A 15,411-nucleotide genomic window follows, 5' to 3' on the forward strand; every position below is an offset into this window, starting at 1 on the left:
TGATCTGGTTTTGTCGTAGTGGATTGTGTATCTGATTGGCCTTTCGGTGAGGCTCCGGCCACATTCGCTTTGGTTGTCGTTTCCTGACTCACAGTGATCCCTCCAATACACGTGCGAATTCGTCAATCTCTTCTTTGCTGCGACGTTCGGTGACCGCGATGAGCATATGTCCGGCAAGCTCTGGATAGTTTCGACCGAGCTCATAACCACCAATAAAGCCTGCATCCAGCAGCTTCAGCTGGAGGGCATCCAGATCGGTTCCTTCTGGAAGCTGGATCACAAACTCATTAAACGTCGGAGCTGCGAAAGTCAAGCTTACACCAGGGATCGCTTTTAACCTCTGAAGCGCATAGTGACTCTTCTGTAAATTCAGATCAGCGACATCCATCATGCCTTGTCTTCCTAGCGTAGACATATAGACGGAAGCACTCAGTGCCAGCAGTGCCTGGTTCGAGCAAATATTGGACGTCGCCTTCTCGCGGCGGATATGCTGCTCGCGGGCTTGCAGCGTCAGTACGAAGCCACGCTTGCCGTTGCGGTCGGTCGTCTGACCGACGATGCGACCGGGAATCCGGCGCATATGAGCCTGAGACACGGCGAAGTATCCGCAAGTGGGTCCGCCAAGCGAAGCGGCGATTCCAAGGGGCTGCGCATCGCCTACAACGATGTCGGCACCCAGCTTGCCTGGGGCTTCCAGCAAACCGAGCGACAGCGGGTTGGCGCTCACGACGAGCAGGCCTTTGTGCGCATGCACAAGGTCGGCGGCAAGTTTTACATTTTCCACAGCACCAAAGAAGTTCGGGCTTTGAATCATGACTGCCGCAGTGTCGTTCGAAATGGCTGCTTGCAGGGCATCCCAGTCGGTTACACCATCCTTGTAGTCAATCTCGACAATATCAAGGCTTAGCCCATGTGCATATGCTTGCAACACTTGACGGGATTCCGGGTGAACGGTTCTGGATACGATAAGTTGTTTGCGGCGTGTGGCTGCTGCAGCCAGATTACCAGCCTCTGCAAAAGCCGTTGCACCATCATACATGCTGGCATTCGCTACGGCCATGCCCGTCAGCTCACAGATATAGGATTGAAATTCGAAGATTGCTTGCAGCTCCCCCTGGCTGATCTCAGGCTGATAAGGGGTGTATGCTGTATAGAACTCCGAGCGTGAAATGACGTGGTTGATGACAGAAGGGATGTGATGGTCATAGATGCCTGCGCCGAGAAAGCTGGCGTGTGTCTCGAAGTTGGCATTTTTACCAGCTTGTTTGGACATGTGACGTGTTAATGCGTATTCGTCCAGCTTGGAGGATACCGGCAGCTCGCCCTGATAACGAATCTCCTGCGGAATGTCTTTGAACAGATCTTCAATTGTATCCACACCAATCGTGGCGAGCATTGCGCTCTGGTCCTGTTCAGTCATGGGGATATAGCGGTGCTTGCTCATGCTTGCTCAGCTCCTTGGGATGGGGTCTTTGACGTACGTGTCCGTTTATGAAAAGGGGTCCTGACGACCTCGGCTTTCAGCTTTTTGCCACGAATCTCAATCTCCAGCGGTGTTCCCAGTGCGGCATGTCTGGCATCAATCAGGGCTAGGCCCAGATTGCGCTTCAAGGTAGGTGATTGAGTGCCTGTTGTAACTTCTCCAATCTGCACGCCATCAGCATAGATCGGATAATGCGGCCGAGGGATACCCCGTTCCAGTACTTCAATACCAACGAGCTTGCGGTCAGGACCGTCATTTTTTTGCTGCAGCAAAGCCTCGTGTCCGATAAAAGGTCCGGTGTTCAGCTTCACAAACATGCCGAGACCTGCCTCCAGTGGAGAGATGGTTGGCGACAGCTCCTGGCCATACAAAGGCAGCTTCGCTTCAAACCGAAGTGTATCGCGAGCGCCAAGTCCAGCTGGAACAAGGCCCAGATCAGCACCTGCTTCCATCAATCCGTTCCATACCAGAGCAGCCTGTTCTGCTGAAACGTACAGCTCAAAGCCGTCTTCTCCAGTGTATCCGGTGCGCGACAGCAGCAATTTAACCCCGCATACATGCGCATCCTGTACAAAGCGGAACGGTTCAATAGAGCCTGTATCGGTGTGTGTACCTGTAACTTTGCTTAGAATTTCGACCGCCAGAGGGCCTTGCAGTGCAAGCAAAGCCGTTTGCTCCGAAGCATTGGTCAGGATCACACCAGGAGTCAAGTGCTCTTGAAGCCATGCCCAATCCTTGTCGATATTGGAGGCATTCACAACGAGCATGTAGTGCTGCTCTGCCAATTTGTAAATCAGTAGATCGTCGACCACACCACCATCGGGATAACACATCAGGGTATATTGAGCCTGACCTGGTGCAATTACGGTTACATCATTAGTCGTCATATGCTGTAAAAAGGCTTCCGCCTGTTCACCCGTTACGGTGAATTCACCCATATGGGATACATCAAACAGCCCGGCACGCTCACGTACCGCTTCATGCTCCTTTTGAATACCGCTAAACTGCACCGGCAGCTCCCAGCCGCCAAAATCAATGCAGCGTACGCCTTCATATTGCGAATAGAGGGGGAAGAGCGGTGTTCTTAACAAATCGGACATGTAATCACCTCGTCATAGCCGTTAACGGGCCAAGTTTAGAAACGTCATGTAACCGGCACATCCATACATAAATTAATAAGTCGTTTATGAAAACACGCTGTCAAGACAGACGATTCGATATCCTGTATTTCATTTTGGGGAAAAGAAAAGGACAGGCCAAAGAATCGGCATGCCGTGTAGCACGCTGTATTCTTAGGCTCTGTCCCTTGTACCTGAGAGTTACCCCGCTGCTAATGCAGACAGGTTTCCCCTTGGGTGATCGTAACGTCCGTTACGGACGATTAGATGCTCTCCAGAGTTGCGTCCTGTAAAAGTCCTTTTGCCTGAGAGATTCACCTCCGCTTGTCGGTGGTTTACTCCTTCGGCGCCGCCTTATGTACATCCCCATAACGGGTGTCGCGGGCAGTCTCTCCCTTTACATTCATCCGCGGTTCATACGTAATGTAATTCAATTCAGTTGCTCCTTTCATTAAAGCGTGAATTCGATCATGATGTCAAGAACAATATCATTAAACCTGTATAAAATACGAATGATATATTGTTTTTTTTATTTAATGTTCGTTTATTTTAAATGGATACGTTTACTATGTTATTATTCTCCAGTATATGTAGAAAGTGCATTGCTTGGTGATAGAGCCAGGGGCATAAATTCAAATAAATTGTCAGCTATCTTGACATTTGCATGCGAAATATTTACGCTGTTGTTTGGGGAAAAGGTGAAGGTCAAAGAACGCATGCACTCATTTAATGAAAAGCGAGGCGGATATGAATGAGCGAATTGAGAAGTGATTTCCTGTACAGTGAAGAGCACGAATGGGTTCAAACCGTTGGGGAGGATACCGTACGTATCGGCATTACGGAGTTCGCACAGCATCAGTTGGGTGACATTGTGTTTGTAGAACTGCCTGACCTGGAAGCAAGTGTAGCTGCGGCAGACAGCATTGGCACGATTGAATCGGTAAAAACCGTGTCGGATCTATTTTCGCCTGTTAGCGGCACAATTATTGCGGTGAATGAAACGCTGCAGGACTCACCGGAACTGGTGAACAGCTCTCCTTATGAAGATGGCTGGATGATCGAAATTCGTGTTGAGGGAGATTTGCAGGCGGCTTTATCTTCACTGCTGAATGCGGACGCTTATCACAAGCATATTGAGTAGAAGAGGATCTGCATGATCTGATTAATTTGTACTTAATGACATATATATTATCACATAAGAAAAAAGAATGATGATCTCTGAACCTGTGTGGGCTGCCAGCCCGCGCAGGTTTTTTTGATGTCTTTTCAGGAGACTAAGCAGGGTGTTTGAGCCCCAAAAGGATGACTTCAGGATAAATATGCTGCTCCTGGATCACACTATTATGCTGTTTTATGTGCTGTATATGATCTGGATCATAGCTATGAAATTCCTTGTGTATCAAGGGTTTTATAGAATATGACTACATAAAAACGATTACATAATCTAATGTTGTCATCATTGTTCATGACGAAAGTACGCTTTCATTTGATTGAACGGGAGAGGTTTCTCGCTTAGGATTACAGCAGGGATGGATGACACCCCTTTCACAATTATTATGACTTGATTCAAGGAGGATAAACGAATGAGTAATTTGGACCAAACGTCCAATTCCAAGGGTGGATTACGTGTCGGTGTGCAACGCTTTGGACGATTCCTGAGCGGTATGGTTATGCCTAATATGGGTGCGTTTATTGCTTGGGGATTAATCACTGCCATGTTTATTAAAACAGGCTGGTTCCCGAATGAAACGTTATCACAACTCGTTGATCCGATGATTAAATATTTGCTGCCGCTGCTGATCGGTTATACCGGGGGCACGATGGTGCATGGAACGCGGGGCGGGGTCGTCGGGGCAATCATGACAATTGGTGTCATTGTAGGCAGTGATATTCCGATGTTCCTTGGAGCCATGATTGCGGGGCCATTCGGAGCTTGGGTGATCAAAAAGTTTGATAAATCGGTCGAGGGTAAAATCAGAGCTGGTTTTGAAATGCTGGTCAACAATTTCTCTGCCGGAATCATCGGCGGTATTCTGGGCATCATTGCTTTATTAGGTATCGGACCTGCTGTAGAGGCCATCAGCAAGGTGCTTTCTGCAGGGGTGCAGGGTTTGATGAACCTGGGATTGCTTCCACTGGTCAATCTGATCATTGAGCCAGGTAAAGTGTTATTCCTGAACAATGCGATTAACCACGGCATTTTGACACCGATTGCTACGGAACAAGCGAGAGAGCTGGGTAAATCCGTGCTTTATATGCTGGAGTCTAATCCGGGACCGGGGCTAGGGATTTTGCTTGCATATTGCTTCTTTGGACGGGGGACAGCGAGATCATCTGCACCGGGTGCGGTTATTATCCACTTCTTCGGTGGTATTCACGAGATTTATTTCCCGTACATCCTGATGAGACCGATTCTGATTCTTGCAGCTATTGCAGGAGGCATAGCGGGCACATTGACGTTTGTGTTGACTGGAGCAGGTCTGGTATCTGCGCCATCACCGGGTAGTATCATTGCCTACTTCCTGCTGACACCAAAAGGTGGATATATTCCAATGCTCGCAGGGGTTATCGTCGCAGCAGTTGTTTCCTTCCTGATCGCCTCTTTGCTGCTCAAAACGGGTAAACAGAAGGATGAGGATGAGGATCTGGAATCGGCCTCCAGCCGAATGAAGGACATGAAGCGTCAAGGTAATACCGCAAATGCAGCCATTACAGCAGATGTCGGCACTGCCGCTGCTACCAAAGCAAAGGCAGATGTGAAGAAGATTGTATTCTCCTGTGATGCGGGTATGGGGTCAAGTGCCATGGGAGCTTCAATTCTTCGTAAGAAGATGAAAGCCGACGGCATTGATGTTGCCGTAACAAACACGGCGATTAGTGAGATTCCGCAGGATGCTGACGTTGTAATTACGCAAAAAACATTAACGGATCGAGCACGTACAGTTGCACCGAACGCAGAGCATATATCCATTGACAACTTCCTAAAAAGCCCGGAATACGATGCGCTTGTTGAACGTTTGAAGTAAGCGGTGAACCGCTGCGATACAGCTTTAAACCTGGCAGCCGTTTTCCAAGAGCCGGAGGCTGAGATATGAGTATTACGAAAAGACAACGTGAAATTGTGGAGTTCCTGCTGGAGCATCCTCATGAAGTCACGGCTGGCGAGATCGCCGTTGAAGTAAAAGTAAGTGCCCGTACTGTGCATCGTGAGCTGCTGATGATTGAACAGTGGCTGGAGCCGCTCGGTATGCGATTGGAAAAAAAATCAGGGACCGGAATTCGGATTTATTCCGGTTCAGACGACCTTAGTACATTACGCCAGAAGCTGGAGGGTAATGAATATGTAGAGTTTACGCCGGAAGAGCGTAAGCTCTTCATGCTTTGCATCCTGCTGGATGAAGCGGAGCCGGTCAAACTACTTGCTCTCGCTTCCGATCTGAAGGTGACGGTATCCACGGTCACCACGGATCTGGATGATCTGGAATCCCGCATTCGTCAGGCCGGGCTGAAGCTGGTCCGAAGGCGAGGATACGGGGTTAAAATCACCGGCAGTGAGGCGATTCACCGTAGAGCGATTGCTGCGCTGGCGTTGGAAATGCTGGATGAGTCTGATCTTTTTGGCAGACAGCCGGAGCAAGGCGGTTCGCTTGTGAATCAAAAGCTGCTTGGCATGATCGGACATAGTGATGTGCTTACGATTGAAAATGCATTATGGCAACCGGATATTGAATGGCTCGAAAAAATTCCTGAACGGCAGTATATGAAGCTGCTTATTCAATTATCAGTAGCAGTTGTTCGTATACGCAGAGGTTTTCATATTGAACGTCCGCGATCCGGGACAGGATCGGCTGCCACGGCGGGAAAAGTGACAGAGCCGCATGAAACACGAGTGCCCGTATTCATGGCCTCTCGTCTATGCAGCGTATTATCCTCACAGCTTGGCATGAGCTTCTCCGAGGAGGAGCAGCACTATTTTCATCAATTGCTAATGGAGACAGAGCAGCAGCTGCTTTCTTCCAGTCTGCTCCCGATTGATGATCTGATTCTGATGGATCGGGTGCACTCGCTTACGGATCAGATGCAGAAAAGAGCAGGGTATGCCTTTCATGAGGATCGCTTGCTTCGGGAAGGTCTGATTGCTCATATGATTCCTGTGATGGAACGTCTTGAAGCACATCAGGTCATTCGCAATCCGCTGCTACAACAGATTCGCAAGGATTATGACATCCTTTTTGAACAGGTTAAAGCATCGGTGTTACAAGCGTGGCAGGGGACAGAGGTTCCAGATGAGGAGATCGGTTTTTTAGTCATGCATTTTGGTGCGTCCATTGAGCGGCTGCGAGCACTAAAGCAGGACATTCGCGCAATTGTGGTATGTAACAGCGGCATTGGCTCGTCCCGTATGCTATCCAGTCGGCTGTCCAAGGAGTTTCCGGAAATTCAGATTATAGACAGCGTGTCCTGGTACGAGGCCGCCCGAGTTCCGACGGAAGAATATGATCTTGTCTTATCTACCGTCGATCTGCCGATGGAGGAAGGTCAGTATTACAAAGTCAGCCCGCTGTTAACGGCAGACGAGAGTGAACGGCTTCGACATTTTATCAAAACGACAACGTTACAGCGGCAGCATCGTAAACCTCGCGAGACGGGGGATGAGGCTCCGAATCGTTATTCCGACCCGGATGCGATGGAGACAACATTGCTTGAAATCGTGCGAGTCATCGGCAAATTTCAGGTGCATGCACTGGATAATGCACATCTTGATTTTGCACATAGTGTGCTTGCCATGTGCAAAATCGTACATCGTGCAGGTGTGTTGAAAGACCCGGGAGAGGTCGCAAGACTGCTGGAGGTACGTGAGTCGATGGGAAGTCAGAAGATTCCCGGCACCAGGCTGGCGCTGTTCCATACACGGAGTGAAAGCATCTATAGGCCATCCATCAATCTGTTCCAGCTTGAGGAACCGTTGCTCCAGACGATGGATGATCCTGAAGGAGTCAGTCATGTGTTACTGATGCTGGGTCCAAAAGAATTGTCCAAGGAAAGTCTGGAGGTACTCAGCGAGATTAGTGCACTGCTGCTACAGGAAGAGATGATTGCGCTGCTGGGTAAAGGCAACAGAGATGAAATTATTCATTATCTGTCCCGGGAGCTGGTTGGATTTTATCGCAGTAAAAATGAAATTGGAGGACATTAACATGAGTATGTTAACAACAGACAAAGTCATCATGAACGCAACGGCTCAGGATAAATATGAGGCTATTCGTATGGCAGGACAGATTTTGAAAGATGCAGGGCATATTACGGCGGATTATATTGACAAAATGCTGGAGCGGGAAGAGATCGTATCCACGTATGTCGGCAACGGACTTGCCATTCCGCATGGTACGAAAGAGTCCAAAGCCTCGATCCTGTCTACAGGAATTTCGGTTATTCAGTTCCCGCAGGGAGTTGATTTTGGGGACGAACAAGCATATATGGTCATCGGTATCGCGGCACAGGGCGGGGAGCATATGGAGATTTTGACCAGCATTGCGGTTATCTGCGCGGAGGAAGAGAACATGGAAGCGCTGCGTCATGCAAAAACAGCAGAGGAAGTTATCACCATTCTCGAAAGTGAAATGGAGCTATGAAGGCTCTCCACTTTGGCGCAGGTAACATTGGACGTGGATTTATCGGCTTGATTCTGTCTCGTGCCGGATATAAGGTGACGTTCTCGGATGTGAATCAGGAGCTAGTCCATGCGCTGCTAGAGCGCGGTGAGTACACCGTTGAGCTCGCTAATGAGAGTAAAGAGCAGGAGACGGTGACTGGGGTAACAGCCATTGACGGTCGCGATCTGCAGAAGGTTGCAGAGGCTGTGGCTGAAACAGATCTGGTGACAACCGCAGTTGGTGTGGGGGTGCTGAAGCATATTGCGGCCGGTATTGCGAAAGGTCTGGAGTACAGAAGACATGTCGGTACTGTGCAAAAGCCGCTGCATATTATCGCTTGTGAAAATGCGATTGGTGGAAGCACCCAGCTGAAAGAGCATGTATATGCTTTGCTGGATGAGCAGGCACAAGCTTACGCTGATCAATATGTATATTTTCCCGATTCGGCGGTAGACCGGATTGTACCTATTCAGAATCATGCAGACCCGCTGCATGTTCAGGTGGAACCCTTTTACGAATGGGTGGTGGATCGCTCCCGGATGGCGCCGGCCTTCAAACCGATGGAGGGTGTCGTTTATGTAGATGATCTGGAGCCGTACATTGAGCGCAAATTGTTTACTGTCAATACCGGGCATTGTATTGCCGCATACATTGGTTATGTGCACGGATATGACACCATTCAGAAGGCCATTGCCGACGAAAAAGTGAAATCCGTCGTATACGGGGCTTTACAGGAAACGGGTGGGGTACTGGTAAAGCGCTTTGGCTTTAACCGGGAAGATCATATGCAGTATATTGTAAAAATATTGGGCCGGTTCGTTAACCCTTATCTCACCGATGAGGTAACCCGTGTGGGACGTTCGCCTCTGCGCAAGCTATCCCCGAATGATCGTCTTGTTCGCCCGGCGCTGCTCGCACATGCAGAAGGCATGCCTGTAACTCATCTGGCTATGGGTATAGCAGCGGCCTGCAAGTTCGATGTCTCCGATGACCCGGAAGTGGTCGAACTGCAAAGCCTAATTCGCGAGAAGGGCGTGGCATCTGCCTTGTCGCATTATACCGCTATGGAGCAGGGCCATCCGGTACTGGCAGAAGCGGTGAAGCAGTACCATCAGATGTAGTTTAATGCATTCATAATCTATTTATACAGAATTATAGATGTAATAATAAGAAGAAGCTATCTTACATGATTCATCATAAAAAAACAAAGAAACCCTCCTCTGAAATGGCTGATGCATGAAGTGCACACCATTGCTGCAGGAGTGGTTTCTTTGTTTTTGAAAAGGCGGCCGGATTGCAGCACGCTTCGTTAATTACATCATACGGAGCAATCTACAAGTTAGACTTGGTATGTTACCCGCGATTCTGTTACCTCTACCACCTAATTTATCTGCTGCTGGCCTCCGGCTATACCTGTTCACGTACGTAGCTGTCCAAGCAGCGTTGACAGATGCAGGATTTCAAGCGGTGCTCAGCCGGGATGCGCTCAAGCACACCTTCAGGGAATGAGGCATGGTTGCACCAGCATTCCGAATGTGGCTTGCCCGCAGCGTAGGTACAGCCGTTGCTTTCTCCGCAAAGTGGACATACAACCCCGTTGTCCGTATTTGTTTTAGCTTGATGCATATGAGTAATGTCTTGTTTGTCCAATATGCTGTATCCCCCCTTGTTCTTCAAACCCACCAATGCAATCCGCTATTGATCTGCCTATGCATACCAACATTCACTTTGACAGCGCTAATCTTCTTCATACCAGTATACCAAATATTGTTGCCGTACAGGTTATGTGGATATAAATGTGGGAGGGAGGCTGATTGCTGTCCTCATTCCCACGGTACAACTCGTCAGCAACGATATGCAGCTGCGAGCATTTCTTCTGAATTTTTTCAGCTTGCGTCCCCGGATCATGACCCCAATCTGTCCTCGATTGTCCTCTTCTTCACACACGATGCCTGCTTGATCCAGGTACGAAAGAGCACAGTCTGCAGCATGTTTTTGAACATGCGGAAGCCCAGACTGGTCAGGGTGTGTTCGTTTGAACTTTTGATATCTGTGGTGAAGTTCTGGTTTTAATGCTGGTTTTGGTCAGGATTCATGCTTGAACCGCTCCTTTAATGTTTTTAGAAAAATATTCCTCATGGAAAACACAAAAAGGGCGGAGAATGAACAAACGTCATTCTCCGCCCGAAACGTATGGGAAAGCAGGGCCCATGACAGGTCTAATCCAAAAAATCCGCGCTGAACACAGCGCGGAAATAGACCCGGACACAGGCAATCCCGGAGGCGATGTTTGATTTCCGCTGTTCTTAACTAAGTACAGGGTTCTGGCGCATCATGAAATCCACGTATGCCAAGGGGCACAAGCGTCATGAAGGGCCAAACTCCTGAATATGAAGCTTGATTAGTTAAGAGCGCTCACCGACATCAAAATCTCTCCTTCAACCTGAGGAATATACCTGTAATATAAACTGGAAATCACTTCAAAGTTAATGAATCGTAATAAAGATGTGGACTTGATTATGATTGGGTTTTAAAATAACAATAGTAATTTAACCCAATGAAAGCGATTTTATTAAAAGGGAGATGCTCTTCTTGCCTAAATATCTTTTGCGTCTGCTCTGCTTTACCATGATTCTTGGGGCCTTGCCGGTCATCGTAATTGGTTCCGTCTCCTATACGATTGCTTCTCGTGATATCGAACAGAAGGTGCGCGAGAGCAATCTTCAAATACTGCATCAGACCCAGATGAGGGTGGAGCAAGTATTACGAAGCTTACAGTTGTCCTCGATTCAGTACGTTAACTCGCCACTGGTGCTGCGAGCAATGAAGCAGCCGCTGGATAGCAGCGAATTTCAGGAGATTCGTGATCTTACCTCCGGGTTCAACAACTTGCAGGCCGTCACTAGTATTGATCAGGCATATCTTGTTAATCTGGATGAAGACTGGGTTGTATCCATGCGTTCATTTGGCAAACTGAGCGACTTCAGCATTCGAGATCGGATTGGAACTTATCTTACACATACGAACAGCTTGTTTTGGGTGACTCAGAATAAAATCTCGGCCAAAGAGAGTGTACCTGTATCGGCAGGCATGGGTGAGGCTTTGACGGAGCAGGCACCAACCTTGATCTCATCCGATAACGTTGTGAGTATGGTTTTCAAAATTCCAATGGTCCCGACAAATGTCAAACCTAAGGGCTTTCTTGTCATTGATATTGCGGATGCAGAGCTCAGCAGCTTTCTGAGCCGAAATCCGAATTCCGGTGATCTGTACGTGCTGGACCAGGACCAGAAATATTTTTTGAACGACACCAATTACGGAAGCAAATATGATCAACTGAACAAAGAAATTCAAGAAAAAGTTCAGGTAACAGGAGAATCGCAGGGGTTCTTCAGCGCAGAAGTAGAGGACAAACCTGTAGCAGTGAGTTATAGACAGTCTCCGCTTAATGGCTGGTTATATGTATCCGTGGTCTCTCTGGGGCAGATCACAGCCCAATCACAGAAGATTGCCGTGGTGACCGGTGTGGCTACGTTAATCATGTTATGCGTGACAGGGCTTGTGGCGATATATGGCAGTCGGCGTATGTATTCTCCGATCTCAAGACTGCTGCAATTCACGAAAGGACTGGGTTCCCCGCTGCCTCCAGCGGGGCGCCGTCAGGATGAGTTTATTTATATTGAGGAACGATTGTCTACCCTGTTCAGCTCGGAGAAAACGATGCGTGAGCAGATGAAAGGGCAACATGTGCATCTGCAGGAATTTTTTATGACCAAGCTGCTGACAGGCAAAATCTCGGAAGAGGATTTCAAATATCAGGGGGAATTATACGACTTCCCCACCGGCTGGTCACATCTGGGAGTGCTCATGCTGCAGATTGATACGCTGGAGGGCACAAGATATGAAGAGCAGGATCGCGATCTGCTACTGTTTGCGGTTAACAATATGGTCGGTGAGCTGCTGCCAGCCGAAATTCGCTTCACACCGGTCATGCTGGATGATGCACAGGTCACTGTGCTTGCGTCCGAACTGAGCGATGAGGTGCAGCTGAAGGAATGGATGCATAGGCAGGCTGATTGGCTACGTGAGCGGGTTGTGACCTATCTGAATCTGCCCGTGAGTATAGGCATCAGTCGAGCGTATTCCAGCATTGGAGCTACCCCTAGAGCATATCAGGAGAGCAAGGAAGCTTTGCAGGGCAGAGTCAGCCTGGGGAGCCGCATTATTTTACACTACGAGGATATTCAACCAAGAGGTCAGATGGAGGCTGCGCTCTATACACAGCTGCGAATGATTGAGGATCAGCTGGCATCAGCACTCAAGCAGGGAGACGAGGAGAAAACAGATATTTATTTTACGCAGTATTTAGGTCTGCTGGCAGATAAAAAGCTTCATTTCAGCGAATATCCCGTCATTATGGTTCAGCTGCTGTCCCGTGTGTATCAACTGGTGCAGGAGCAGGGTGGAGATGTGGCCGAAGTGCTGGGAGAGAAGGCTTCTATGGCATATCTGCTCAAGCTTTCAACTCTGGACGAAATGACCAACTGGTTCCGCAAGCGACTCTTTCAGCCTGTTATTCGTTTCTGGCGGGAGCAGGAGGAGTCTCAGTACATGAATATCGCTCGCCGGATGATTCGTTTAATTGAGGAGAGGTATGATCGGGATTTGTCACTGGAAGCCTGTGCGGAGGAATTGAACTTTCATCCCGTCTATTTAAGCCGGGTTTTCAAGAAGGAGGCGGGCGTGAATTTTACCGAATATCTTGCCGAGTACCGTATGGAAAAAGCCAAAACATGGCTGCAGACAACGGATCTGAAAATTGCGGAAATCGCGGAAAAATTAAATTATACCAACCCAACAGCTTTTATTCGCACCTTCCGCAAAATAACAGGAACCACTCCCGGCAAGTACCGGGAGCAGCAGCGATAACAACAAGGCCTGCTCTGCCCGCTATGGCAGGCAGGTTTTTTGCACATAATCCAGATTTATCCAATAATGATTCGTGCTTATATATCAAAGTTAAACGAGGAACATGCAGGTTGAAAACAGTGTATTTGGTGTGTATCCAGCGAGCATCCAAACGCTGTAACCCTTGATACATAAGGATAAACAAGAGGCTAAAACGAGACGATAGCCAGTGATTCGATTATCAGCCACAATGGAGACATGAATTCAGGAAGTGATCTTTTGTAATCGTTTCCAACGTGGGGAGGAAGACACTATGAAAGCCGAAACGGCGGCTCGGACACGGCCCGCTACCCGCAGTGACAAAAACCTGCTGTGGAGGGACATCATCAAAAACCGGTGGCTGTATATCATGCTCATTCCGGGAGTGCTTTACTTTGTTATTTTCAAATACATACCGATGTATGGCATTACGATGGCTTTTCAGGATTACACCCCGTACAAGGGCATTCTGGGGAGTGATTGGGTAGGCTTCAAGCATTTCCAGCGTTTCTTTGGAGAACCGCAGTTCTGGACACTATTCCGAAATACGTTTTTGCTTGCCATCTATAATTTGGTATTCTTTTTTCCACTCCCAATCTTACTTGCGCTGATGATGAATGAGGTTCGGCGGGAGCGATTCAAACGCTTCGTACAGACACTGGTTTACGTTCCACACTTTGTATCCTGGGTTGTTGTCGTCGGAGTGTTCTACATGCTGTTTACGACAGAGGGTGGGGCAATCAACGAATTGCTTTATAATCTGACAGGACAAAAAATTGCCTTCCTGCTTGAACCTGGATGGTTCCGTACGATGATTGTAGGACAATCCATTTGGAAAGAGGTAGGCTGGGGCACAATCATTTTCCTGGCTGCGCTCTCTGGAGTAGACACACAGCTCTATGAAGCTGCCCGGATTGACGGAGCCAACCGCTGGCGTCAGACTTGGCACATTACGTTGCCAGCGATTCGCAGTACCATCATCATTTTGCTCATCTTGCGTCTGGGTCACTTCCTGGATACAGGGTTTGAACAGATCTTCCTGATGCTGACACCAACGAATCGTGATGTGGGTGAGGTGTTCGATACCTACGTATACACGAAGGGACTTACCCAGGCACAGTACAGCTATAGTGCTGCTGTCGGATTGTTCAAGTCGGTTGTCGGACTGGCGCTGGTGCTTGGAGCTAATACACTGGCCAAAAAATTCGGGGAGGAAGGCGTCTATTGATGCATTGCAGCAGACGTTTTCCATCAGACAGGAGTGAACATTCAGATGCAACAGGATAAAACATGGGGCAACCGGATCTTTGATTTTGTGAATCATGGCTTGCTGCTGCTCATCGGCATCGTGACCGTAATCCCGTTTATTTATATTTTGGCTGTGTCCTTTACCAGCCCGCATGAAGTAGCCAAGGGAGGATTTATCCTTTTTCCAAAAGAGTTCTCTCTGGCAGCATACCGTTACATTTTCTCCACGGACACCTTGATTCGCAGTTTGGGTGTGTCGATCTACATTACCGTAATCGGCACGCTGATTAATCTGCTGTTTACATCGCTTATGGCTTATCCGCTCTCCAGAAAATATTTGCGCGGACGCCAGCCGATTCTGCTGGGCGTGCTATTCACGATGTTGTTCAGTGGCGGTATGATTCCAACATACTTTGTCGTTAAATCTCTGCATCTGACCGATACGCTCTGGTCCTTGATGCTGCCGACGGCAATCAGTGCGTTCAACCTGATCGTACTCAAAAACTTCTTCCAGGCCATCCCGGATGAGCTGGAGGACGCAGCGAAGATTGATGGCTGTAACGATGTGGGTGTATTGTTCCGCATTGTGCTGCCGCTGTCGATGCCAGCGATGGCTACCTTCTCACTCTTTTATGCGGTGGCACACTGGAACAGCTTCTTCAGCGCCGTTATCTATATCAATGATAGTGAGAAGTGGCCTGTGCAGGTCTGGCTGCGTGAGATCGTCATTCTTGCACAGAGTCGAATCGGTGATACAAGCATTGAAGAGACTGAAATTCAGCCGCTGACGATTCGTATGGCCGTAATCGTGTTCTCCACGATTCCAATCATGCTGGTGTACCCATTCCTGCAAAAGCATTTTGCCAAAGGAGTGATGCTTGGTTCGGTCAAAGGCTAATGGTGCAGGATTGATTCGAGACGGGTTGAGAATGCATTAATAAAGTGAGACTTATTGGAATTG

The 15,411-nt window shown here is 48.4% G+C and carries 12 protein-coding genes and 2 riboswitches; of the genes, 9 read left to right on the forward strand and 3 right to left on the reverse strand.

The window, feature by feature from the left end; genetic code table 11:
- Nucleotides 1-88: 88 nt before the first annotated feature.
- A complete protein-coding gene (gene gcvPA, locus DFQ00_RS09760) occupies nucleotides 89-1,444 on the reverse strand; it encodes an aminomethyl-transferring glycine dehydrogenase subunit GcvPA (RefSeq protein ID WP_110896293.1) in 1,356 nt (451 codons plus the stop codon).
- Nucleotides 1,441-2,583 (reverse strand): glycine cleavage system aminomethyltransferase GcvT, encoded by a 1,143-nt coding sequence (gene gcvT / locus DFQ00_RS09765; RefSeq protein WP_110896294.1) that lies wholly within the window; start codon nucleotides 2,581-2,583, stop codon nucleotides 1,441-1,443. The genes gcvPA and gcvT overlap by 4 nt, the downstream gene beginning before the upstream one ends.
- A gap of 197 nt (nucleotides 2,584-2,780) precedes the next feature.
- Nucleotides 2,781-2,881: riboswitch (glycine riboswitch) on the reverse strand.
- A 3-nt stretch (nucleotides 2,882-2,884) separates the two neighbouring features.
- Nucleotides 2,885-3,008, reverse strand: a riboswitch (glycine riboswitch).
- A 344-nt stretch (nucleotides 3,009-3,352) separates the two neighbouring features.
- Between gcvT and gcvH the strand changes: the two genes are divergently transcribed.
- From gcvH to DFQ00_RS09790, 5 genes are all read left to right on the forward strand, one after another.
- Nucleotides 3,353-3,742, forward strand: a complete 390-nt coding sequence (gcvH, locus tag DFQ00_RS09770; RefSeq protein ID WP_110896295.1) for a glycine cleavage system protein GcvH — start codon at nucleotides 3,353-3,355, stop codon at nucleotides 3,740-3,742.
- Nucleotides 3,743-4,184: 442 nt separating this feature from the next.
- On the forward strand, nucleotides 4,185-5,627 hold the full coding sequence (locus DFQ00_RS09775) for a PTS mannitol transporter subunit IIBC (RefSeq protein ID WP_110896296.1): 1,443 nt from the start codon (nucleotides 4,185-4,187) through the stop codon (nucleotides 5,625-5,627).
- 65 nt (nucleotides 5,628-5,692) lie between these two features.
- Nucleotides 5,693-7,798 (forward strand): BglG family transcription antiterminator, encoded by a 2,106-nt coding sequence (locus DFQ00_RS09780; RefSeq protein WP_110896297.1) that lies wholly within the window; start codon nucleotides 5,693-5,695, stop codon nucleotides 7,796-7,798.
- A 1-nt stretch (nucleotide 7,799) separates the two neighbouring features.
- Nucleotides 7,800-8,234, forward strand: coding sequence for a PTS mannitol transporter subunit IIA (locus DFQ00_RS09785; RefSeq protein ID WP_110896298.1), 435 nt, complete (start codon nucleotides 7,800-7,802; stop codon nucleotides 8,232-8,234).
- A complete protein-coding gene (locus DFQ00_RS09790; protein ID WP_110896299.1) occupies nucleotides 8,231-9,376 on the forward strand; it encodes a mannitol-1-phosphate 5-dehydrogenase in 1,146 nt (381 codons plus the stop codon). The genes DFQ00_RS09785 and DFQ00_RS09790 overlap by 4 nt, the downstream gene beginning before the upstream one ends.
- A 286-nt stretch (nucleotides 9,377-9,662) precedes the next feature.
- Here DFQ00_RS09790 and DFQ00_RS09795 read toward each other — a convergent pair whose 3' ends face one another.
- Complete coding sequence (locus tag DFQ00_RS09795) at nucleotides 9,663-9,905, reverse strand: cysteine-rich CWC family protein (RefSeq protein WP_244213760.1); 243 nt, start codon at nucleotides 9,903-9,905, stop codon at nucleotides 9,663-9,665.
- A 512-nt stretch (nucleotides 9,906-10,417) separates the two neighbouring features.
- On the opposite strand from DFQ00_RS09795, the gene DFQ00_RS30120 reads away from it, so the two are divergent.
- From DFQ00_RS30120 to DFQ00_RS09810, 4 genes are all read left to right on the forward strand, one after another.
- Nucleotides 10,418-10,549: a hypothetical protein gene (locus tag DFQ00_RS30120; RefSeq protein ID WP_279630396.1), complete on the forward strand. Its 132-nt coding sequence runs from the start codon at nucleotides 10,418-10,420 to the stop codon at nucleotides 10,547-10,549.
- Nucleotides 10,550-10,847: 298 nt separating this feature from the next.
- The gene (locus DFQ00_RS09800; protein ID WP_167433650.1) at nucleotides 10,848-13,184 is read left to right on the forward strand and encodes a helix-turn-helix domain-containing protein; all 2,337 of its coding nucleotides are present in this window, start codon (nucleotides 10,848-10,850) and stop codon (nucleotides 13,182-13,184) included.
- 292 nt (nucleotides 13,185-13,476) lie between these two features.
- On the forward strand, nucleotides 13,477-14,430 hold the full coding sequence (locus DFQ00_RS09805) for an ABC transporter permease (RefSeq protein ID WP_110896301.1): 954 nt from the start codon (nucleotides 13,477-13,479) through the stop codon (nucleotides 14,428-14,430).
- Between the two features lie 45 nt (nucleotides 14,431-14,475).
- A complete protein-coding gene (locus DFQ00_RS09810) occupies nucleotides 14,476-15,348 on the forward strand; it encodes a carbohydrate ABC transporter permease (RefSeq protein WP_110896302.1) in 873 nt (290 codons plus the stop codon).
- Nucleotides 15,349-15,411 lie beyond the last annotated feature (63 nt).

The sequence above is a fragment of the Paenibacillus barcinonensis genome, from assembly GCF_003217495.1.
Taxonomy (GTDB): Bacteria; Bacillota; Bacilli; order Paenibacillales; family Paenibacillaceae; genus Paenibacillus; species Paenibacillus barcinonensis.